At 74.6% G+C, this 20,753-nt stretch carries 23 protein-coding genes and 1 tRNA gene; 14 read left to right on the top strand and 10 right to left on the bottom strand.

Going from position 1 to position 20,753, the window contains the following annotated elements:
- Nucleotides 1-58: 58 nt before the first annotated feature.
- Nucleotides 59-307, bottom strand: coding sequence for a hypothetical protein (locus ACZ6O2_RS17315; RefSeq protein ID WP_357456040.1), 249 nt, complete (start codon nt 305-307; stop codon nt 59-61).
- A gap of 442 nt (nt 308-749) precedes the next feature.
- On the bottom strand, nt 750-1,847 hold the full coding sequence (locus ACZ6O2_RS17310) for a 3-deoxy-7-phosphoheptulonate synthase (RefSeq protein ID WP_350708597.1): 1,098 nt from the start codon (nt 1,845-1,847) through the stop codon (nt 750-752).
- Nucleotides 1,848-2,269: 422 nt separating this feature from the next.
- On the opposite strand from ACZ6O2_RS17310, the gene ACZ6O2_RS17305 reads away from it, so the two are divergent.
- Nucleotides 2,270-2,485, top strand: coding sequence for a hypothetical protein (locus tag ACZ6O2_RS17305; protein ID WP_350708595.1), 216 nt, complete (start codon nt 2,270-2,272; stop codon nt 2,483-2,485).
- Here the strand turns inward: ACZ6O2_RS17305 and ACZ6O2_RS17300 are convergent.
- Nucleotides 2,452-3,192: a phosphodiesterase gene (locus ACZ6O2_RS17300; RefSeq protein ID WP_466023510.1), complete on the bottom strand. Its 741-nt coding sequence runs from the start codon at nt 3,190-3,192 to the stop codon at nt 2,452-2,454. The genes ACZ6O2_RS17305 and ACZ6O2_RS17300 overlap by 34 nt on opposite strands.
- A gap of 89 nt (nt 3,193-3,281) precedes the next feature.
- Here ACZ6O2_RS17300 and ACZ6O2_RS17295 point away from each other — a divergent pair, with 89 nt between their 5' ends.
- From ACZ6O2_RS17295 to ACZ6O2_RS17250, 10 genes are all read left to right on the top strand, one after another.
- Nucleotides 3,282-4,574: a M16 family metallopeptidase gene (locus ACZ6O2_RS17295; RefSeq protein ID WP_466023509.1), complete on the top strand. Its 1,293-nt coding sequence runs from the start codon at nt 3,282-3,284 to the stop codon at nt 4,572-4,574.
- Nucleotides 4,574-5,920, top strand: coding sequence for a M16 family metallopeptidase (locus ACZ6O2_RS17290; RefSeq protein WP_466023508.1), 1,347 nt, complete (start codon nt 4,574-4,576; stop codon nt 5,918-5,920). The genes ACZ6O2_RS17295 and ACZ6O2_RS17290 overlap by 1 nt, the downstream gene beginning before the upstream one ends.
- A 276-nt stretch (nt 5,921-6,196) precedes the next feature.
- Complete coding sequence (locus tag ACZ6O2_RS17285) at nt 6,197-7,222, top strand: aspartate-semialdehyde dehydrogenase (RefSeq protein WP_466023507.1); 1,026 nt, start codon at nt 6,197-6,199, stop codon at nt 7,220-7,222.
- 113 nt (nt 7,223-7,335) lie between these two features.
- Entirely contained in the window at nt 7,336-7,776 is a 441-nt protein-coding gene (locus ACZ6O2_RS17280) for a PPOX class F420-dependent oxidoreductase (RefSeq protein WP_393303442.1), read from the top strand.
- Between the two features lie 153 nt (nt 7,777-7,929).
- The gene (locus ACZ6O2_RS17275; RefSeq protein ID WP_357699865.1) at nt 7,930-8,346 is read left to right on the top strand and encodes a CBS domain-containing protein; all 417 of its coding nucleotides are present in this window, start codon (nt 7,930-7,932) and stop codon (nt 8,344-8,346) included.
- 270 nt (nt 8,347-8,616) lie between these two features.
- Nucleotides 8,617-8,994, top strand: coding sequence for an SCP2 sterol-binding domain-containing protein (locus ACZ6O2_RS17270; protein ID WP_350708581.1), 378 nt, complete (start codon nt 8,617-8,619; stop codon nt 8,992-8,994).
- A complete protein-coding gene (locus ACZ6O2_RS17265; protein ID WP_466023506.1) occupies nt 8,994-11,054 on the top strand; it encodes an amylo-alpha-1,6-glucosidase in 2,061 nt (686 codons plus the stop codon). Before ACZ6O2_RS17270 ends, ACZ6O2_RS17265 begins: the two co-directional genes overlap by 1 nt.
- A gap of 154 nt (nt 11,055-11,208) precedes the next feature.
- Nucleotides 11,209-11,958: a lysophospholipid acyltransferase family protein gene (locus ACZ6O2_RS17260; RefSeq protein ID WP_466023505.1), complete on the top strand. Its 750-nt coding sequence runs from the start codon at nt 11,209-11,211 to the stop codon at nt 11,956-11,958.
- Between the two features lie 94 nt (nt 11,959-12,052).
- On the top strand, nt 12,053-12,661 hold the full coding sequence (locus ACZ6O2_RS17255) for an isochorismatase family protein (protein WP_466023504.1): 609 nt from the start codon (nt 12,053-12,055) through the stop codon (nt 12,659-12,661).
- A gap of 4 nt (nt 12,662-12,665) precedes the next feature.
- Complete coding sequence (locus tag ACZ6O2_RS17250) at nt 12,666-13,646, top strand: GlxA family transcriptional regulator (RefSeq protein WP_350708574.1); 981 nt, start codon at nt 12,666-12,668, stop codon at nt 13,644-13,646.
- On the opposite strand, the gene ACZ6O2_RS17245 is transcribed toward ACZ6O2_RS17250, so the two are convergent.
- From ACZ6O2_RS17245 to ACZ6O2_RS17230, 4 genes are all read right to left on the bottom strand, one after another.
- Complete coding sequence (locus ACZ6O2_RS17245; protein WP_466023503.1) at nt 13,528-14,055, bottom strand: hypothetical protein; 528 nt, start codon at nt 14,053-14,055, stop codon at nt 13,528-13,530. The genes ACZ6O2_RS17250 and ACZ6O2_RS17245 overlap by 119 nt on opposite strands.
- Nucleotides 14,056-14,142: 87 nt before the next feature.
- On the bottom strand, nt 14,143-14,967 hold the full coding sequence (locus ACZ6O2_RS17240) for a class I SAM-dependent methyltransferase (protein WP_466023502.1): 825 nt from the start codon (nt 14,965-14,967) through the stop codon (nt 14,143-14,145).
- Nucleotides 14,968-15,024: 57 nt separating this feature from the next.
- Nucleotides 15,025-15,918 carry a septum formation family protein gene (locus ACZ6O2_RS17235; RefSeq protein ID WP_466023501.1) on the bottom strand — a complete coding sequence of 298 codons (894 nt, stop codon included), beginning with the start codon at nt 15,916-15,918 and terminating at the stop codon, nt 15,025-15,027.
- Between the two features lie 73 nt (nt 15,919-15,991).
- Nucleotides 15,992-16,165: a hypothetical protein gene (locus ACZ6O2_RS17230; protein WP_466023500.1), complete on the bottom strand. Its 174-nt coding sequence runs from the start codon at nt 16,163-16,165 to the stop codon at nt 15,992-15,994.
- Nucleotides 16,166-16,196: 31 nt separating this feature from the next.
- Here ACZ6O2_RS17230 and ACZ6O2_RS17225 point away from each other — a divergent pair, with 31 nt between their 5' ends.
- The gene (locus tag ACZ6O2_RS17225; RefSeq protein WP_466023499.1) at nt 16,197-16,817 is read left to right on the top strand and encodes a hypothetical protein; all 621 of its coding nucleotides are present in this window, start codon (nt 16,197-16,199) and stop codon (nt 16,815-16,817) included.
- Nucleotides 16,818-16,891: 74 nt separating this feature from the next.
- Here ACZ6O2_RS17225 and ACZ6O2_RS17220 read toward each other — a convergent pair.
- Nucleotides 16,892-16,964: transfer RNA gene (locus tag ACZ6O2_RS17220), tRNA-Arg, on the bottom strand.
- Between the two features lie 166 nt (nt 16,965-17,130).
- Here ACZ6O2_RS17220 and ACZ6O2_RS17215 point away from each other — a divergent pair.
- Entirely contained in the window at nt 17,131-17,829 is a 699-nt protein-coding gene (locus ACZ6O2_RS17215) for a hypothetical protein (RefSeq protein WP_466023498.1), read from the top strand.
- A 19-nt stretch (nt 17,830-17,848) separates the two neighbouring features.
- On the opposite strand, the gene ACZ6O2_RS17210 is transcribed toward ACZ6O2_RS17215, so the two are convergent.
- Nucleotides 17,849-18,886 (bottom strand): alpha/beta hydrolase, encoded by a 1,038-nt coding sequence (locus ACZ6O2_RS17210; protein WP_357455745.1) that lies wholly within the window; start codon nt 18,884-18,886, stop codon nt 17,849-17,851.
- Between the two features lie 95 nt (nt 18,887-18,981).
- Nucleotides 18,982-19,398, bottom strand: a complete 417-nt coding sequence (locus ACZ6O2_RS17205; protein WP_466023497.1) for an HPF/RaiA family ribosome-associated protein — start codon at nt 19,396-19,398, stop codon at nt 18,982-18,984.
- A 344-nt stretch (nt 19,399-19,742) separates the two neighbouring features.
- Here ACZ6O2_RS17205 and ACZ6O2_RS17200 point away from each other — a divergent pair, with 344 nt between their 5' ends.
- Nucleotides 19,743-20,501, top strand: a complete 759-nt coding sequence (locus tag ACZ6O2_RS17200) for a single-stranded DNA-binding protein (protein ID WP_466023496.1) — start codon at nt 19,743-19,745, stop codon at nt 20,499-20,501.
- The last annotated feature ends 252 nt before the right edge of the window (nt 20,502-20,753 follow it).

The raw sequence follows: 20,753 nt of genomic DNA, 5'->3' as shown, positions 1-20,753 counted from the left end.
GGAGGCTGCCGGCCCGCCGGTGACGCCACGAGCCGGCCGTACGGGCTGCCGGGGGTCGTCAGGTGACCGATCCGCCGAGCAGGTCGGCCGCCTCGTCGACCGCGTACTCGCCCTCGGGCAGCGCGGCGATCCGGGTGAGGAGCTGCGCGGGAAGCTCCGCGGAGACGGCGCGGCGGTAGATGTCCGCCTGGCTGATCCGTTCCTGGCCGCGGTAGAGGTCCTCGAGCAGGTCGTCGAGGCGCCGGATGTCCGGCTCCTCTGCCGCCTCGGTCACGGGCGCTTCGGTCACGGGTGCGTCGTCGGTCACGTCGGCTCAGCTACCCGCGACCGAATCGGTCAAACGTCACCACGCCGGCTGGCCCCCGCGCGGCGGACCCGCCGAGCAGGCCCGTCGGGCGACCGGTGGCCGCCTCGGTCCCGGACGAGTCCCCGGCGGGACGTGGAGGGTGTGACGGCGGTCATGGTCGGGGCCGGAACACCGGCGGCGGGGGGCCGGTTGAGTGAGGTGTCGGTGTGTCCAGTGTCCCCGGGCCTCACCCATATTGCCCTCGCGGAGTTCCGTCCGGCTGGAGCCGCGTCGCGCCACTCGCCGAGAGGCGACCTGCACACCGACGCCAGCGCCGCCCCCGAGCCCACAAGGCCCGGGGGCGGCGCTGTCCTTTCCGTCCCCCGGCGTCGACCACGGGCTCGGCGGCGAGGTGGACCTCCTCGACCGCCGCCGACCCCATGATCGACGTCGGGTGGGTGGGTCAGGCGGGCGTGGGGGCGGGGGTGCGGCGGCGGGTGCGGACGGCGGCGGCCAGGTGGGTCAGGACCTCCTCCGTGGTCTCCCAGCCGATGCACGCGTCGGTGACCGACTGGCCGTAGGTCAGCTCGCGGGTCGGGTCGAGGTCCTGGCGGCCGGGAAGCAGGAAGCTCTCCAGCATGATCCCGACGATGCCGCGCTGCCCGGCGGCGAGCTGAGCGGCCACGTCGGCCGCCACCCTGGGCTGGTTGCGGTGGTCCTTGCCGCTGTTGGCGTGGCTCGCGTCGACGACCAGGCGCTCGGGCAGCCCGGCCGCCCGCAGCAGCTCCAGCGCGCCGGCGACCGACTCGGCGTCGTAGTTGGGCCGGCCGCCCCCGCCGCGCAGCACGAGGTGTCCGTCGGCGTTGCCCCGGGTGTGCAGGATCGCCGGGGTGCCGGAGACGTCGATGCCGGGGAAGACGTGCGGCACGCCGGCGGCGCGGATCGCGTCCACGGCCGTGCCGATGCTGCCGTCGGGGCGGTTCTTCATGCCGATCGGCATAGACAGGCCGGAGGCGAGCTGCCGGTGCACCTGGCTCTCCACCGTCCGCGCGCCGATCGCGCCCCACGCCACCGTGTCCGCGATGTACTGCGGGGTGATCGGGTCGAGGAACTCGCAGCCCACCGGCAGGCCGAGGCGCAGCACGTCGAGCAGGAGCGCCCGGGCCGTACGCAGGCCGGTGTTGACGTCACCGGAGCCGTCCAGCCCCGGGTCGTTGATCAGGCCCTTCCAGCCGACCGTCGAGCGCGGCTTCTCGAAGTAGACCCGCATCACCACCAGCAGGTCGTCGGAGACCCTTTCGGCGGCGACGCGCAGCCGGTGGGCGTAGTCGAGCGCGGCGGCCGGGTCGTGCACCGAGCACGGGCCGACCACCACCAGCAGGCGGTCGTCGGCGCGGTCCAGCACCCGGCCGACGGCGCGCCGACCGGCCAGCACGGCCGAGGCGAGCGTGTCGTCCAGGGGCAGCTCGTGGTGCAGCAGGGCCGGGGTGGTCAGCGGCACGACACGGTCGATCCGCTGATCGCTGACCCGATCGGTCTCCGGGGTCGTCACGGTGGGCATCCTTCCGCCGACCGTGCCCCGGGGCCGGTGCCCGGGTACGAGCCGGCTGCTCGTACGCAAAAGGGCAGGAACGAAAGCTCCTGCCCGGCCGGCTCGATGGCGGTGACGTCAGATCATGGTGAAGTCACCGGCGTGCGAGCCGGCTGCCTAAACCATCGATACGAACGCGTCACGCCGTCCAGCGTACCCGACGGCCCGGGAAGGTCCACCCGGTCGTCGGGAAACACTCGCCTAACGTTCATCCCCATCGATGCCTCTGGCGGTAACTTCGATTCCTGCCCCTTCCGCTTTGAGCGCGGCCCACCCCCCGCCGCGCCACGGTCGCGCCCGGCCGGCGTTGACCCCGCGACGGGGGGAGGTCACCGCGGATGGTCGCGATCATGTGGGCGTGCCTGTCCACCCGGCGGGGTATGTGGGCGGGCATGAGTGAGGAGCAGAACGACCAGGAACGGGTCGAGTCCCGCGCGCACCTGCTGCCCGAGGAGGCGGCCGTCGGCAGCGAGGACCCGCAGGCACAGGCCGAGGTCATCCTCGAGGAGTCGGACATCCGGGAGGAGGACCGCAACGCCGCGCCGGACACCGTGCTGGAGCGGCGTACCTCCGATCAGACGGTGACCCCCGTCGAGCCCCCCGACTGAGGCACGGCGCCGCGCGCCCGCTGGGAGGCCGGGTAGGTGTGCTCCCGCAGCCAGGCGACGGGGCCTGCCGCCCGCAGCCCCGGCGGCAGGTTGCCGACCGGGTCGAAGGCCAGCGCGGCGTCCTCCCCGGCGCCGAGCTGCCCGCCGAGGGTGACCTGCCCGAACGGCCGCCACGGCCCGACCGCGGACGCGACCGCCAGCACCAGGCGCGGCGCTTCCGTCCGGGCCGCGGCGGCCACCTCGGCCAGGCTGCGGCCCAGATCGGGCGACTCCGGGTCGGCCAGCGCGGCCAGGAGGAGCCGGCGCCGGCCCGCCCGGAACGACATGATCGTGCTGTACGTCCCGGCGAAGCGCCGCCGCGGTAGCGGCAGGTGCCGCAGCACCGGTGCGGCCCCGCTGGAACTGACCAGCAGGTCGAACGGCTGCCCGGCGTCCCGGTGCAGCCGCACGGCCAGCCCCAGCACGTCCGGCCACCTGCCCGGCGTGGGCACCCCCTTGGAGAGGCGGACGGTCGCCCGGAAGCGACCCGGGTCGTCCAGCAGCGGTACCCCGGTCGGCGGTCCCGGCGTACCCCAGACGGTCACCTCGCCCGCGAAGGACCGGCCCGCCGGGTGCAGCAGGCGGCCCCGGCGGAGCCGGGTCAGGGCGGCGGTCGCGCGGTTGACCGCGACAGCGGCGCGGTCGGTCACGGTGGCGGCAGGCGGCATCCTCCCCCGGTACCCGGCCGCCGACGGTCGATGCCTCGCCCCGAGCGGCGTGTCCCCTTCCGGCCCGCCCGATCGGATAGCGTCGTGCCATGCCCGACAGCGGTTACCCCTGGCCCATCGAGACGACCCGACTGGACAACGGCCTGCGCGTGGTGGTGAGCGAGGACCGCACCGCCCCCGCGGTCGCCGTGAACCTCTGGTACGACGTCGGCTCCCGCCACGAGCCCACGGGGCAGACGGGCTTCGCCCACCTCTTCGAGCACCTGATGTTCGAGGGCTCGGTCAACGTGGCGAAGACCGAGCACATGAAGCTGGTGCAGGGCTCGGGCGGCTCCCTCAACGCCACCACCAACCCGGACCGCACCAACTACTTCGAGACCGTCCCGGCCGAGCACCTCGAACTGGCGCTCTGGCTGGAGGCGGACCGGATGGGCGGCCTGGTCCCGGCGCTGACCCAGGAGACGCTGGACAACCAGCGTGACGTGGTGAAGAACGAGCGGCGCCAGCGCTACGAGAACGTCCCGTACGGCGACGCGTGGCTGCGGCTGCTGCCGTTGCTCTACCCGCCCGGGCACCCGTACCACCACGCCACGATCGGGTCGATGGCCGACCTGAACGCCGCCGACCTGGCCACCTTCCAGGCGTTCCACCAGACGTACTACGCGCCCAACAACGCCGTGCTGACCGTGGCGGGCGACGCCCCGGCCGCCGAGGTCTTCGCGCTGGCGGACAAGTACTTCGGCGCGATCCCGCCCCGCGAGGACATCCCGTCCGCGCCCGACGGCCGGACGGTCCCGGCCACCGGGCGGCCCGCCGTGGAGACGGTCACCGGCGACGTCCCGGCGCCCCGCGTCTACGTCGCGCACCGCACCCACCCCTTCGGCAGCCCCGGCTACGACGTGGTGACCGTGCTCGCCACGGTGTTGGGCAGCGGTCGCGGCAGCCGGCTCTACCAGCGCCTCGCCGACGGGGAGCGGATCGCCCAGCCGGACCTCGTCGGGGCGTACGGGGTGGACCTGGCGCACGGCCCCGCGCCGATGATCGCCACCGCCACGGCCCGCCCGGGCGTGAGCGGCGAGCGGCTGGCCGCCGGGCTGGCCGAGGTGGTCGACGAGTTGGCCACCGTGCCCGTCACCGCCGCCGAGCTGGACCGGGCCAAGTCCCTGCTCAGCACCATGTGGTGGCGGCAGATGTCCACGGTGGAGGGCCGGGCGGACACGCTCGGGCGCTACACCACCCAGTTCGGCGACCCGGCGAAGGCCGCGGAGCGGCTGCCGGCCTGGCTCGCGGTGACCGCCGAGCAGATCGCCGAGGCCGCCGCCGAGGTGCTCGCCGCCGCCGACCGGGTGACCCTGACCTACCTGCCCGAGGAGAAGCCCTGATGACGCTGATCACCGACCGACCCGGGCCGGGCGTCGCCCGCCCCTACCGGTTCCCGCAGGTGGTCCGCCGCACGGTGGCCGGCGGCCAGGTCGTCGCCGCGCACCTGCCCGGGCAGAACCTGGCCGTGGCGCTGCTGCTGCTCGACGCGGGCGCCGGGCGCGAGCCGACCGGCAAGGAAGGGCTCGGCGGGGTGCTCGCCAAGGCCCTGGAGGAGGGGACCGCGCAGCGCGACGCGACCGCGTACGCCCTGGCGATCGAGGCGCTCGGCACCGAGCTGGTGACCGGGCTGGACTGGGACTCCTTCCAGGTCAGCGTGCAGGTGCCGGTGGAGCGGCTGAGTGCCGCCGTGGAGCTGCTCGCCGAGGCGGTCCGCACCCCGAAGCTGGACCCGGAGGACGTCCGGCGCGTCCGCGACGACGAGGCGACCGCGCTGCGGATGGACTGGGCCAACCCCGGCCCCCGCGCCGACGCGGCGCTGCGCGCGGACATGTTCGGCGCCGAGAACCGCTGGGGCCGCCCCATGTACGGCGACCCGGACTCGGTCGCCGGCCTGGACGTCGAGGACGTCACCGTCTTCCACTCCGAGTGGTTCATCCGCCCCGGCACCCTGGTCGTCGCCGGCGACCTGGACCGGCTCGACCTGGACGCGCTGGGCGCGACGGCGTTCGCCGGCACCGGCGGCGGTCCGGTCGACCGGGGCGGCCCGATCGAGGTGCCGACCCGCCCCGGCCGCCGGATCATCCTGGTGGACCGCCCCGGCTCGGTGCAGTCCACGCTGCGGCTGGGCCACCCGTCGCCGCACCGCGCCCACCCCGACCACGTGCCGATGGCCCTCGCCGGCACGGTGCTCGGCGGGGCGTTCACCTCCCGGCTCAACCACCTGATCCGCGAGGTGCACGGCTACACGTACGGCATCCGGGGCGACTTCGCCTCGTCCCGGCGGTTCGGCCGGTTCGCGGTCAGCTCGGGCGTGCAGACGGCCGTCACCGCGCCGGCGCTGGTCGAGGCGGTCGGCGAGATCACCCGTACGCAGGAGACCGGGGTGACCGAGGAGGAGCTGGCGGTGGCGCGCTTCTGGCGGGCCGGGCAGCTCTCGGTCGAGCTGCAGAGCCCCCGGGCGATCGCCTCCGCGCTGACCACCCTGGTCGTGCACGACCTGCCGGACGACTACCACGCCCGGCTGCGGGAGTCGCTGCTCGCCGCCGACGTGACGCAGGTCTCCGCGGCGGCCGCCACCCACCTGCGCCCGGAGGCGCTCACCCTGGTGGTGGAGGGCGACGCCGCCGTGATCCGCGACGAGCTGGTCGCCACCGGTCTGGGCGAGGTCGTCGACGCCGCCCCCTGACCGTTGCCCCCGGCCCGGGGGCGGCCCGCGATGTGATGTCGGTCGCGGTCGGGGCGGGGCGGGTGCTGCGGCACGGGCCGGCCGGCCGGCGGCAATGCTCCGGCGGGGCGCGGTCGGGGCCCCGGATCTTCTCGCCGCGGGTGCGATCGGGCGGTGACGTTCCGGGCGGGGGCCGCCCCGGGCACGCCTCGGCTGTCGCCCGGCCAGGCGTGACGTCCGTCCGCGCGGTGGGAAAGCGTTCCCGGCCGCGGGCCCGGGCTGGGTAGCCTCGCGGGCATGAGGATCGGCATTGTGGGGGCCACCGGCCAGGTCGGTGGCGTGATGCGGCAGGTGCTGGCGGATCGGGAGTTCCCGGCGGAGCAGGTGCGGTTGTTCGCCTCGGCGCGGTCGGCCGGGCGCACCCTGCCCTTCCGGGGCGGCGAGGTGACGGTGGAGGACGCGGCCACCGCCGACTACTCCGGGCTCGACATCGTGCTCTTCTCGGCCGGCAAGGGCACCGCCAGGGAGTTGGCGCCCCGGGTCGCCGCGGCCGGTGCCGTCGTCATCGACAACTCCTCGGCGTTCCGGACGGACCCGGAGGTGCCGCTGGTCGTCGCCGAGGTCAACCCGCACGCCGCCGCCGTACGCCCCAAGGGGATCATCGCCAACCCCAACTGCACCACGATGGCGGCGATGCCGGTGCTGCGCCCGCTGCACGCCGAGGCGGAGCTGGTCGGCCTGGTCGTCTCGACCTACCAGGCGGTCTCCGGCGCCGGCCTGGCCGGCGTGGCCGAGCTGGACGAGCAGGTCCGCAAGGTCGCCGAGCACGCCACCGGGCTCGCCTTCGACGGCGCGGCGGTGGAGTTCCCCGCCCCCCGCTCGTTCGCGCGGCCGATCGCGTTCAACGTGCTCCCGCTCGCCGGCTCGATCGTCGACGACGGCTCCTTCGAGACCGACGAGGAGCAGAAGCTGCGCAACGAGAGCCGCAAGATCCTGGAGATCCCCGGGCTGAAGGTCTCCGGCACCTGCGTCCGGGTGCCCGTCTTCACCGGCCACTCGCTCCAGATCAACGCCCGGTTCGCCCGCCCGGTCACCCCGCAGCGGGCCCGCGAGCTGCTCGACGGCGCCCCCGGCGTGGCGCTGAGCGACGTGCCGACGCCGCTGCAGGCCGCCGGTCAGGACCCGACCTACGTCGGCCGGATCCGCGCCGACGAGACCGTCGAGCACGGGCTCGCCCTGTTCTGTTCCAACGACAACCTGCGCAAGGGCGCCGCGCTCAACGCGGTGCAGATCGCCGAGCTGGTCGCCGCCGAGCGCCGCTGACCGACGCGCGTGCGACGGGCCCGCCGACCTCGGCGGGCCCGTCGTGTGGGCGCCCCTGGGGCGTACGCCGTGGTTCGATAGGGACATCGGGACCGGTCGAGCGGGAGGATGCCGTGGCGGACGACGAGACCCGGCGGGCGTTGACGGACCTGATCGCCGGTCACCGGCTCGGGGTGCTGGCCACTCTCAAGCGGGACGGCCGGCCGCAACTGTCCACGGTCATCTACGCCTTCGACCCCGCGTCGGCGGTCATCCGGGTCTCGGTGACCGACGGCCGGGCGAAGACGGCCAACCTGCGCCGGGATTCCCGGGCCAGCTTCCACGTCAGTAGCGACGACGGCTGGGCGTACGCGGTGGCGGAGGCGCGCGCCGAGCTGACGCCGGTGGCCGCCGACCCGGACGACGCGACCGTGGCGGAGCTGGTCGACCTCTACCGGACGGTGCAGGGCGAGCACCCGGACTGGGCCGACTACCGGCGGGCGATGGTCGCCGAGCGCCGTCTCGTGCTCCGGCTGCACGTCGAACGCCTCTACGGCGCCCCGCCGCACGGCTGAGCCCGCCCGGGACGACGTCGCGGACCTCCCGTTCGTCGTCGGTCGTCCGCGCTGCGGGCGGGCCGGGGCACCGCGTGCCCCTCGGATCGTGTTCGCGTTACCCCGCTCGGCCGGCGGGTAGACGACCCGTGCCGACACCGAGAGGGGAGCACCATGACAACGGTCGGAGAGTTCATGACGACCCGGTTGGTGACGATGGACGGCAACGACACGCTGACCGCCGCGGCGCAGGAGATGCGCGACAGCGCCATCGGCGACGTGGTGGTGACCGACGGCGACGATGTCATCGGTATCGTGACGGACCGGGACATCACGGTCCGGGGCGTGGCGGAGAACATGGACCCGAACACGACCCCGCTCAACCGGATCACCTCCAAGGACGTGATCACGGTGAGCCAGTACGACGACGCGGTGGCCGCCGCCGACCTGATGCGGACCTACGCCGTGCGCCGGTTGCCGGTCATCGACGACGGGCGGCTGGTCGGCCTGGTCTCGATGGGTGACCTCGCCGTGGAGCGGGAACCGCAGTCGGTGCTCGCCGACATCAGCGCCGACGAACCGAACAACTGACTGTCCGCCGCGGCGCGCCGGCTCCCGTCCCGGGGGCCGGCGTCGCGGTGTGCGCGGAAGGCGGGCGCACCCGCACCGCGCGCCGTCCGCCGGTGGACCCGCCCATGCCGACCTCCGCAACCGACTCGCCCTGCGCGCACGCTGCTGCGCGGGGACGACCTCGCCGCCGCCGTCGCCGGCGGGCCCCGGCTCACCCGATCCGGGCGAGGTTGACCCGGCACGGGACGGGGACCCCGTTCGGGACATGACCGACGGGGAGGAGAGGACCCGATGGTGGACGCGACGACGAGGTTCTTCGAGGACCTCGACCGGCGGGAGTACGAGCCCCTGCTGGACAAGTCCTCCGGGACCCTGCGCCTGGACCTGCACGAGGGGGCGCAGACGACGCACTGGCTGGTGCGGATAGACCGGGGCCGGGTCCGGGTGAGCCAGGAGGACCAGGACGCCGACACGGTGGTCGGGACCACCCCGGCGCTCTTCGAGGACCTCGCCACCGGGCGGGAGGACGGGATCGCGGCGCTGCTGCGGGGGGACCTGACGGTGTCGGGGCAACTCCGGCTGCTGGTGCAGTTGGAACGGCTCTTCCCCGGCCACCCGGACGCCCGCGGCCCCCGCCGGCGTTTCCAGGGCCAGCGGGAGGTGCGGTGATGGCGCAGAACAACACGATCCGGATCCTGGACGGCAGCACCTTCGTCGTGTCGGAGGACACCGGGGACATCGAGGCCACGCCGACCGAGCCGACCGGATTCTTCTCCCTGGACACCCGGTTCCTGTCCACGTGGGTGCTGACGGTGAACGGGGAGCGGCTCACGCCGCTGTCGTACGACGACCTCCAGTACTACGAGGCGCGGTTCTTCCTGGTGCCGGGGATGGCGACGCACTACATCGACGCCAAGCTGTCGATCATCCGGGAGCGGACGGTGGGGGGCAGCTTCCGGGAGCAGCTCACCATCCTCAACCACGACGAGAAGCCGGTCGACCTGGAGATCAGGATGGACGCGGCGTCCGACTTCGCCGACCTGTTCCAGGTCAAGGACGAGATCCTGAACAAGAAGGGCGAGATCTTCACGGAGGTCGAGACCGACCGGCTGCGCCTGGGCTACCGGCGGGGCAACTTCAGGCGGGAGACGACCATCTCCGCGTCCCCGCCGGCCCGGTACGACCGCAACGGCTTCGCCTACACGATCCACCTCGAACCCAACCAGAGTTGGGAAGCCCAGATCGAGGTCGGCACCTTCGCCGGCGCTCAGGGCGGCCGGGACCTGCGGATGGGGCTGGGGGCGCACGGCGACGAGCGGCTCGCCCTCCAGCACGACCTGGAGGAGTGGATCGCCAGGGCGCCCAAGGTGAACAGCCAGCACGAGCGGGTCGCCGCGACCTACCGGCGCAGCCTGATCGACCTGGCCGCGCTGCGCTTCTCGCCGCTGTCGCTCGGCGGGGCGTCACTGCCGGCCGCCGGCCTGCCCTGGTTCATGACCATGTTCGGCCGGGACAGCATCCTGACCTGCCTGCAGACGCTGCCGTTCACGCCGGACCTGTCGAAGACCACGCTGCGGATCCTGGCCTCCCTCCAGGGCACCCGGTTCGACGACTTCCGGGACGAGGACCCGGGCCGGATCCTGCACGAGATGCGGTACGGCGAGACCGCCGCCTTCGAGGAACAGCCGCACTCGCCGTACTACGGGTCGGTGGACGCCACCCCGCTGTTCCTGGTGCTGCTCGACGAGTACGAGAAGTGGACCGGCGACGTCGAACTGGTCAGGGAGCTGGAGCGGGAGTGCCGCGCCGCGCTGAAGTGGATCGACGACTACGCCGACCTGGTCGGCACCGGCTACATCTGGTACGAACGGCGCAACACCGACACCGGCCTGGAGAACCAGTGCTGGAAGGACTCCTGGGACTCCATCTCCTACCGGGACGGCACGCTGCCGCCGTTCCCCCGGGCCACCTGCGAGGTGCAGGGGTACGCGTACGACGGAAAGCTGCGGGCGGCCCGGCTGGCCCGGGAGTTCTGGGACGACCCGGAGTTCGCCGACCGGCTGGAGCGGGAGGCGGCGGCGCTGAAGGAACGGTTCAACCGGGACTGGTGGGTGGAGGACGGCGAGTACTACGCGCTGGCGCTCGACCCGGACGGCCGCCAGTGCGACGTGCTGAGTTCCAACATCGGCCACCTGCTGTGGAGCGGGATCGTCGACCACGAGCGGGCCGAGAAGATCGCCCACCATCTGGTCGGGCCCCGGCTCTTCACCGGCTGGGGGGTGCGGACGCTCGCCGAGGGGGAGGTGCGCTACAACCCGGTCGGCTACCACAACGGCACGATCTGGCCGTTCGACAACTCGTTCATCGCCTGGGGCCTGCGCCGGTACGGCTTCGCCGAGGAGGCGGCGGTCATCGCCAGCGGCATCCTCGACGCGAGTACCTACTTCCAGGGCCGGTTGCCGGAGGCGTTCGGCGGCTATCCCCGGGAGCTGACCAAGTTCCCGGTCGAGTATCCGACGGCGTGCAGCCCGCAGGCCTGGTCGACCGGCACGCCGCTGCTGCTGCTGCGGACGATGCTCGGCCTGGAGCCGCACGAGGGGCACCTCGCGGTGGACCCCCGGCTGCCGATCGGGATGGGCCGCATCGAGGTGCTGGACATCCCGGGCCGGTGGGGCCGGGTGGACGCGTTCGCCCGGGGCCGCCTCGACATGCACCGGCTCACCGAGTGACGACCGGTCCCCGCCGGGGGGCGACGACCCGGCCCGTCCCACCAAGCCCGCCGGCCGACCGCACCGCGGCCGGCCGGCGACGCGGCTCGATGGGCCACGCGCCACCGGTCGGCGGGCTGGCGTGCGGCTCAGGTCGGCAGGGTAAGTTCGCGCCATGCCGGAACTCGTGTACCCGCCCGTGATCGCCGCCGCCAAGACGATGTTCCGGGTCCTGGACCTGAAGATCACTATCGAGGGCGACCACCACGTCCCGCGTACCGGCGGGGCGGTCATGGCCAGCAACCACGTCAGCTACCTGGACTTCATCTTCTGCGGGCTGGGCGCGCACCCGTCGAGGCGGCTGGTGCGGTTCATGGCCAAGAAGTCGGTGTTCACGCACAAGGTGTCCGGCCCGCTGATGCGCGGCATGCGGCACATCCCGGTGGACCGGCGGGCGGGCGCCGGCTCGTACGCGACGGCGGTCAGCGCGCTCAGGCGCGGCGAGGTGGTCGGCGTCTTCCCCGAGGCGACGATCAGCCGCTCGTTCACGGTCAAGGCACTCAAGAGCGGGACCACCCGGATGGCGGCCGAGGCCGGCGTGCCGGTGCTGCCGGTGGCGCTCTGGGGCACCCAGCGGCTCTGGACCAAGGGCCGGCCGCGCACCCTGACCCGCCGGCACACCCCGATCACCATCCTGGTGGGCGAGCCGATGGACCCGGCCGCCTACCCGGACGCCAACGCGATGACCGTCGACCTGAAGACGCGGCTGAGCGCGCTGGTCGACCGGGCCCAGCGGGAGTACCCGGACCAGCCCGCCGGCCCCGACGACACCTGGTGGCTCCCGGCGCACCTGGGCGGCACCGCCCCCACCCCGGAGGAGGCCGCCGCCCTGGACGCCCCCGCCCGCCGCCCCGCCACCCCCTGACCCACCGCGAAGGCCGGGCGGGTGGCCGGATCGGTCCGGGGCGGGGCGGGATGGTGTCTGCCGTGACGGCGTCCGCCCGGTCAGGATTCACCGTATGAGCAGAGCAGCACTCGTCGTCATCGACGTCCAGGAGTCCTTCCGGCAGCGCCCGATCTGGGCGTACGCCTCGAACCCCGACATCGTCGCCCAGGTCGGCCGGCTGGTCGACACGGCCCGCGAGCGCGGTGACCTGGTCGTCTGGGTCCTGCACGCCGAGCCGGGCAGCGGCGGCGTCTTCGACCCGGCCGGCGGGCACGTGCGGCTGATCGAGGGCCTGTCGGCGGCCCCGGGGGAGCCGACGCTGGTGAAGACGTCGCACAACGCGTTCACCACCACCAACCTCCAGCAGACCCTGACGATGGCGGGCGTCCGCGAGATCACCGTCTGCGGGATCCGCACGGAGCAGTGCGTCGAGACCACCGCCCGGGTCGGCTGCGACCTCGGCTACGAGGTGACCTTCGTGACGGACGCGACGGCCACCTTCCCGACCCCGCACCGGGACCTGCCGGCCACCGCCACGCTGGAGGAGGTCCTCGCCGACCCGCGCACCCTGTCGAACGAGGACATGATCGCCCGCACCGAGTACGCCCTCGCGGGCCGCTTCGCCACCGTCCGCACCGTCGCCGAGGTGACCGGCGCGGTCCCGGCCGGCGTACGGGGCTGAGCCGATGGCCCGGGTCGTCTTCCTGCTCGTCCCGCAGGTGCACCTGCTGGACCTCGCCGGGCCGGCCCAGGTCTTCTCCACCGCCGCCGACCTCGGACACGACTACCGCCTGCACTACGTCGCCGACCGGGAGGTCGTGCCGACCGTGCAGGGCGTACCGCTGGTGGCCGGGCTGGAATGGCCCGAGCTGACCCGCGACGACCTGGTGGTCGTGCCCGGGTGGCGGCCCCGCGCGCACGGGCCGCAGGGGCCGGTCGGGCCGGACGACCTGCGGCGGCTGGCCGACCACCACGCCGCGGGCGGCACCGTCGCCAGCGTCTGCGCCGGGGCGTACGCCCTCGGCCGGGCCGGCCTGCTCGACGGCCGCCGCTGCACCACCCACCACGAGGTGCAGGACGAGCTGGCCCGGCGGTTCCCGGCGGCGCGGGTGGTGCGCGACGTGCTCTACGTGGTCGACGACCGCGTGGTCACCTCGGCCGGCATCGCCAGCGGCATCGACGTGGCGCTGCACCTGGTGGCCACCCGGCACGGCCCGGCGGCGGCGGCCCGGATCGCCCGCACGCTCGTCGTCCACTCCCGGCGCAACGGCCACGAGCAGCAGGCCAGCGCCATGATGCGGCACCGGTCGCACCTGTCCGACGCGGTGCACCGGGTGCAGGACCTGATCGACCGCCACTTCGCCGAGCCGCTGCCGCTGGCCGACCTGGCCGCCGCGGGCGGGGTGGCCGAGCGGACGCTGACCCGGCTCTTCCGGCAGGCCACCGGGCTGACCCCGCTCGGCTACCAGCAGACCCTGCGGGTGGAGCGCGCCGAGCACCTCATCGGGCACGGCGCCACCGTGGAGGCGGCCGCCCGCACGGTCGGCTTCACCGATGCCCGGATGCTGCGCCGGCTGCGGGCCCGTGCCACCCACGGTCGGAGCGTCCCCGCTGGTAGTAGTCGTCCCGGGAACGGAACTCCACCGGCAGCGACCCCGGCAGGGTGATCCGGGCGACGCCGGCGGACAACCCCGCCCCGGCCCGCACCACCAGCACGTCCCGCTCCGGCGGCGAGAGATCCACCAGCTCGGGGTGGGCCAGCCGGAACGCGGCCACCGCCCGGCGCACCCGGCGGGCCAGCCCGGCGACCTCCTCGGCGGGGCCGGCGAGGCCGAGGGCCGGCTGCTGGATGGTGCGCAGCGCGTCGCAGACCACCAGCAGCCGGGCCTGCTCGTCCGGCCCGGGCGGCAGCAGCTCCAGCCGGGACGGCCACTGCCAGCGGATCTGGCCGCTGACCAGGCCCGGCAGCCGGACGACCCGGCGGTGCCGGGCGCCGTCGCGCGCCCCGTCGGCCAGGCCGAGCCGCGGCCCGTCCCCGACGTACGCGATCCGCCGGTCGGCCGCCACCTGCGTCACCGCCGGGCCGGTCGGCTCCGGGCCGTGCTCGCCGCCGCCCCTCAGCCGCCGGGCCGGTCGGCTCCGGGCCGTGCTCGCCGCCGCCCCTCAGCCGCCGGCTCGGTCGGCTCCGCGTCGCGCCGCCGCCAGCAGGTGCCCGCTGGCGCCGATCACCTCCGGATCGCGCTCGAAGAGCGTCGCGCAGCGCAACACCTCCGCGAACAACGACCCGTCGGCCTCCGGCCCGCCCGCCACGGCCAACAGCGGCCACAGCGGACCCTCGACGCCGTACAGGTCTGGCCGGGGAAGCCCGGCCGTCCCGAACTCGTCGACCACCTCGTCCGGCCGGTGGAAGTAGGCGGTGGTGAAGCCGCTGTCCGCGTCGTTGACGCCGGTCGCGTAGGTGCGCAGCAGGGCGGGACGGGTGTGGTCGTCCACCCGCCCCTGCCAAGTGAGATCCATCAGCGGCGCCTGCCGGCTGATCGTCGCCGTGACCACCAGGCCGCCGGGCCGGGTCAGGCGGGCCGCCTCGCGCAGTGCGGCGACCCGGTCCGCGCGACCGGTCAGATGGTAGAGCGGCCCGAGCAGCAGGGTCACGTCGGCGCAGCCGTCGGCGAGCGGCAGACGCCGTGCGTCGCCGATCGTGGCGCTCACCCCCGGATGCGCGCGCCGGGCCGCCGCCGCGTGCGCGGGGACCAGGTCGACCAGGTGCACCCGATGGCCGGCGGCCGCCAGCCACCCCGCGTACGCGCCGGGGCCGCCGCCGACGTCCAGCACCGTCGCCGGTGCCGGCGGCAGCAGCCGGGTCAGGACCTGGCGGGTGCGCAGCCCCTCCAGCCGCCCCAGCGGGGTCCGCTCCAGCCGGTCCGCCTCCACGAAGACGTCGGTGTAGTAGCGCACGATGTCCGGCTCCGCCGGTCGGGACCCCGCCATCCGTCGATGCTGGCCACGAGCCGGCAGTGCTGTCACGTCAATTTGTCGGCCGGGCGCTCAGTTGACCGGCAGGACCCTGGGGCCGCCGCCGGCGATCGACCGGGTCAGCTTCCGTCCACCCGACCAGAACCAGCAGCGCACCCCCCGGTCACCGCGTGCCCACGCCTCCTCGGACGGGAACCGGTAGGTGGTGCCGGTGCGGTAGCGGAGCATGCCGTCGACCGGCACCCTCGCGTAGCGGGCGATGACCGTCCGGCACTTCGCGTGGATCGCGTCCTCGTCCTTCGTCGCGTCGTCGTACCGGCCGTCCGGGGCGGTCCAGATGCCCGCGTACTCGAACCGGTGCGGCTTGCCGCAGGCCACCGGCTCCAGGTTGCCCCAGCGGTTCTCCTCGGCGCAGGTGAACGTCAGCGAGGAGGGAGCCTTGAGGACGCCCCGCAGGGTGCCGGTGCGGGGCACGACCGGGTCGACCACGTCGCCGCCGGTGCCGCCCGCGGCGAGCTCGAGCAGGTCGCAGCGGTACCACCGGCTGCCACCAGCCCAGCCGGGCGGCGAGGTGGGCGCCACCTGCACCGACAGCCGCGCGCCGCGCCACTCGCCACCGACGAACACCTTCGCCTCGGCGTCGCACTCGGCGAACGCGGTGCGCATCGCCATCGACTCGACGCGGGGCGGGATCGGGCGCGCGGCGAGCTCACCCGTGAACGTGCCGATGTGGAACGTCTCGACCAGGTGCGACTTCGCGCAGTCGACCGGCTGGTGGCTCGTGAGGTACGCGGTCGGGTCGGCGACCGCGTGGCACTCACCTGCCTGCGGTACGAACTGGCGGGCCTCGGCGACCGGCCGCCAGTCGTCGGTCAGGTCGCCGTCGGTGCCCGGCGGGGTGCCGCACCCGCTCAGCACCCCCGCGACCAGCGCGGCCGAAAACGTGACGCCCAGCCAGCGTCGCATGTCGCCCTCCCCGTGCCCCGTGACAACCGGCGCAGCATATGGCACCGGCCGGCGGGAGCGCGTGCCGCCGGATTCAGCCCAGCCGCAGGCCCAGGTCGCGCAGCAGCGCGACCTGGGCGGGGTGGGGGACGACCTCCCGGTTGACGTGCAGCACGAGCGCCGCCAGCGCCCAGTTCGCGTACGGCACAGGCCGGCCGGCGGGCGCAGTCGTCGCACCGTGCCATTTCGACGCCGGTGCTACGTTCACGCCATCGCCGTCTCACAGCCAGGAGCCGACCGTGAAGAGGTACATGGGCCTGTTCGGCGTCATCGTGGCGACGGCGGGCCTAGCCGTCATCGGCACCCTCGGCGGCGCATACCTGGCCGACCGCACCGCGACCCGGCAGCAGGATCCCACCGCCGCGGTCACCGGCAGCACCGGCCGCCCGTCGACCGGATCCGGGAACGCCGACCCCGGCCACTCGGCGTCGCCGGGCCGGTCGGCGTCGCCGGGCCCGTCCGCGTCGCCCAGCCAGGCGCAGCCCGGGCCCCGGACGTACCGGCTCGACCGGCCGATCTACGAACAGGCGTCGCTGAGCGTCACGCTGGTCAGCGCCGAGACCAGCGGCGGAAAGCTGCGGCTGAACCTCAGGTACCGCAACGACTCGCGGCTCGCGTGGCCGGTGAGCTGCCCGGCCGTCGACGTCGACCTGGTCTCCTCACACCTCACCCTGTCGGACGGGCGGACCGTGCGTCCCGAGAGGACGTGGTGCGCCACGACGCGGGCCGTTCAGTCCTTCAGCATCGGGCCGGGCGAGCAGATCAACAGCTGGGCCGTCTACCCGGTGGTCCCGGAGGCCGCGTCGTCCTTCGAGCTGAGCTGGTACGACTTCCCCACCCTCGACGTCCGGCTCAGGTGACCGCCCGACGCTGCGGCCACGTGTCGTAGCCGTCGCCTGTCCTCAGGGGCTCCGAGGACGTGGCTTGACGTGAGTGCGCCCGGCAGGATTCGAACCTGCGGCCTTGGGATTAGAAGTCCCCTGCTCTATCCGCTGAGCTACGGGCGCGCGGCGTACGTGTCGCGCGTGAAGGGTACCGCCGACCACGGGGTGGCCGGTGGAACGGGTGGTCGCGTCCCACGTCGTCGATCAGGGTCGCACGCACCCCCGGCGGAGGTCACCCGGGTTCCGCCGTCGGCGCGGCCCGGCGGTCGACGGGTCGTACCCTCGGCTGGTGCTGCTTGACCCGGACACCGAGAACGACGTCGCCTACGAGCTGTGCCAGCTTCTCGGCCGCGCGATCCTGCCCATCCGCCGCACTGACGCCGGGCCGGCGGACGGCGGCCGGGACGAGGGCACGGCGTTCTTCTTCGCCGGGCAGGGGCGGGAGTACCTGCTGACCGCCGACGCCCTCACCCACGCCCCGGCCGGGGAGATCGGGCTGCGCGCGAGCGTGACCGAGCCGGCCGGGGTGTCGGCGGACGCCGTGGCCCTGCCGGACTACGCCGCGCGGTGGCACCATCGCGGGGACCTCGGCGTGGCCGTCATGCCCACCGGCGGCCTGCACGAGCACGCCGACGGCGAGGGCTGGCGGTGGCGTACCCAGCAGGTGCCGGACGGGATCGCGGCCGACCGGGACGCGGTCGCCCGGATCGGCGCGGAGCCGGGCTCGGCCATCGTGCTCGCCCACGGGGCCGGCGCGGACGGCGCCCGGCCGCTGGAGGTGGCGATCGAGCGGGTGGCGCGCGTGGGCGACGCCGTCCGGATCACCGCGGAACTGCCGCTCGGCTACGTCGGCGCGCCGGTGTTCGGGGTCCAGGCCGGCGACGGTGAGGTGGGCCTGCGGTGCCTCGGACTCGTCCTGCCGGCCCGCGACGGCGGTCACCCGCTGGCCACCTTCGACCGCATCCGCGAGGCCGTCGCCGCCGTGTGAGGGTGCGTCGGCCGCCGGCTCAGCCGCCCTGCGCGGGCACGCCCGCCTGGTCGGCCCCGTCTGCGGGCCGGCGGCTCGCCGGTGGCCGCTCCCCGTCGCGGACCGTCGGCCCGGCGTCGAAGAACGCGTCGGCCCAGCGCCCGACCTCCGCGAAGACCTTCTCGCGTACGGCGGGGCCGGAGAGCGTGAGGTCGTGCATGCCGCCGTCGAAGCGTGCCACGGTGACGTGCCGGCCGAGGCGGGGCGCCCAGCGGACCATGTGCTCGACGTCGAGGACGGCGTCGGCGAGCGCGGCCGACTCGTGCCACTTCGTCCCCTTGAACGAGCGCGTCGAGCAGGCGAGCAGCACCGGCACCCGGATGTCCAGCCCGGCGCGGAGCTGCCGCTGGGCGGTGCGGATGGCGTTCAGCCAACCGGCCCGGACGGGGAACCCGGCGAGCGGCTTCCACGCCAGGTCGTAGTTCCACTCGCCGTGGTGGTCGGCGTGGATGGTCTGGCTGTAGACGGTGCCCAGCCCGAAGGGCAGGACGCGGCGCGGCGCGCGGCGGCCCAGCGGGGCGACGGCGGCGGCGAGCGGCCGGCGTACCGCCCAGGGGGCGTTGATGTCGAAGAAGGGGCTGTTCAGGAAGAGCCCGTCGATGATCCCGGCGTCGCGGCGGGCGTGCGCCCAGAGCGGCATGATCAGGCCGCCGGTGGAGTGGCCCATCGCGAGCAGGGTGTCGTGCCCGTCGTCCTCGCGGATGATCGTCGCGGCGGCGTCCAGCTCCGGGAAGTAGTCGCTGACGTCGCGGCAGAAGTTCGGGGTCTGGTGGGGCAGCAGGCTGCGGCCGTGCTTGCGCAGGTCGACGGCGTAGAAGTCCCACCCCCGCTCGGCGAAGAAGTGGCCGAGGTGGGCCTGGAAGAAGTAGTCGGTGAAGCCGTGCGTGTAGAGCACGGCCCGCCTGGTCGGGCGGTCGGCGCGGCGACGGACCAGGGTGGCCACCACCGGCCCCTCGTCGTCGGTGCCCAGGTCGATCGTCTGCCGCTCGTACGGCGGGCCCAGCACGTCCGGTTCCACGAACGCGACGGTACGCCGGCGAGCTACCGGGCGGTAGCCCCGCCGTGCCCCGGCCCCGTCCGCCCGCACCGCGGACGGGGCCTCGGGCGTACGCCTCAGACCGTCTCCACCTCGGCGCGGGCCGGGTCGCTCCCGGTCCCGGTCTCGGCGGCCGGCTGGCCGACGTCCCGCAGGTGCTTGTTGTGCCGTGGCTCCTGCTTGGTCTTCGCGTCGTTGAGCCGCCGCCGCAGGTCGTCCCGGACGTCGTTGAGCGCGGCGTGCAGGTCCTCCTCGGCGGACGTGGTGACGATCTTCTGCCGGCCGGCGATCCAACACTCCAGGGTGACCTTCTGTCCCTTGGCCTCCCGGTCCTTCACCGACAGTTCCAGCTCGGTGGCGTCGGCGTGGAACCCGGCCAGCCGGGCGTCCAGCGTGGCGAACTGCTCCGCGATCCAGTTCCGGTCGCCCTGGGAGAACCCGGCGCCGACCCGCAGGCACTCGGCGACGGTGGCCGGGTTGGCGACGGCGCTCATCGCCGCACCTGGCCGGAGACGAAGGCGGTTGCGGTGCTGGTCATCATCATGATCGCTGACCTCTCGTTCGTCGTGCTGTCGGCGGTGCGGTTGATCGAATCCATACCCCGCCGCCTTCCGTCCGGAACGTGACCTCTCCGGTGTCCCGATCATCTGCCGGACGCCGTGGGTGCCCCCAGGGCCGCTCGGCCCTAGCACACCGGGACCTTGATCAGGTCTTTGTCCACAGGCGGTCCGGCTGTCCACAGGCCGGCGGGCGACGGTGGCGCCGGTCGTGCCCGACGGCCCAGGCTCGACACCGAGTCGACTCGCGATGGCAAGCCCGATCTCCCCCTGGAGGGACGATGTTCGACACCTACGTCACGGTCGTGGGCAACGTGTTGACGGCCCCGGAGTGGCGCCGCACCACCCAGAGCAACACCCTGGTGGCCAACTTCAAGGTCGCCTCCACCGCGCGCCGGCTCGACCGCGACAGCGGTCGCTGGGTCGACGGCAACAGCCTGCGCGTCCGCGTCAACTGCTGGCGCAAGCTCGCCGAGGGCGTGGCCGCCTCGGTGATGGTCGGCGACCCGGTGGTGGTCTGCGGGCGGCTCTACACCCGCGACTGGACCGACGACGCCGGCAACCACCGCACCCTCTACGAGTTGGAAGCGGTCGCCGTCGGTCACGACCTGTCCCGGGGCAGGGGCCGGTTCATGCGCAACCGGCCGAGCATGACCACCAGCACCGTCGAGGACGCGGAGGCCGAGCACCGGGTGCACGGCGAGGCGACCGAGCCGGTGCCGGACGAGGACGCCCCCGCCCTGCCCGACGGCCGGCTGCTCGACGACGGGTTCGAGCTGCCCGACTTCGGCCCGTCCGGGGCCGGCCCCGGCCTGCCGGCCGACGCCGGCTTCGACGGCTCGCTCGACCCCTTCGACGACCCGGCGGACGGCAGCCGCGACGAGGACCCCGACGGCCCCGCGCCGGAGGCCGGCGACCCGACGTCGGTGCCCGAGGAGTCCGACGCGCCAGCGGGCTCGCGCCCCGGGGAAACCGACGCGGGCCTCACCCCGAACGGGCGCGGCCGACGGGGTCGGGGGCGGGTGCCGCAGCCGGCGTGACGGGCGGGCCCGGGCGACACGACGGGGGCGGGGTGACGCCGGCCACGCCGTCGTCACCCCGCGTGTCTCCCGCGCCTCCGCCCGGCGCTCCCGGCTGGTGTCGGCGGGCGCGTCCCCCGGCAGCGGGCGGGCGCGGCTCGTGGCGGGCGCGTCTCCCGGCAGCGGGCGGGCGCGGCTCGTGGCGGGCGCGTCTCCCGGCAGCGGGCGGGCGCGGCTCGTGGCGGGCGCGTCTCCCGGCAGCGGGCGGGCGCG

This window comes from Micromonospora sp. NPDC048040 (assembly GCF_055587185.1).
Note: the sequence above shows the minus strand (reverse complement) of the source record. Positions and strands in the feature narration are given on the sequence as shown.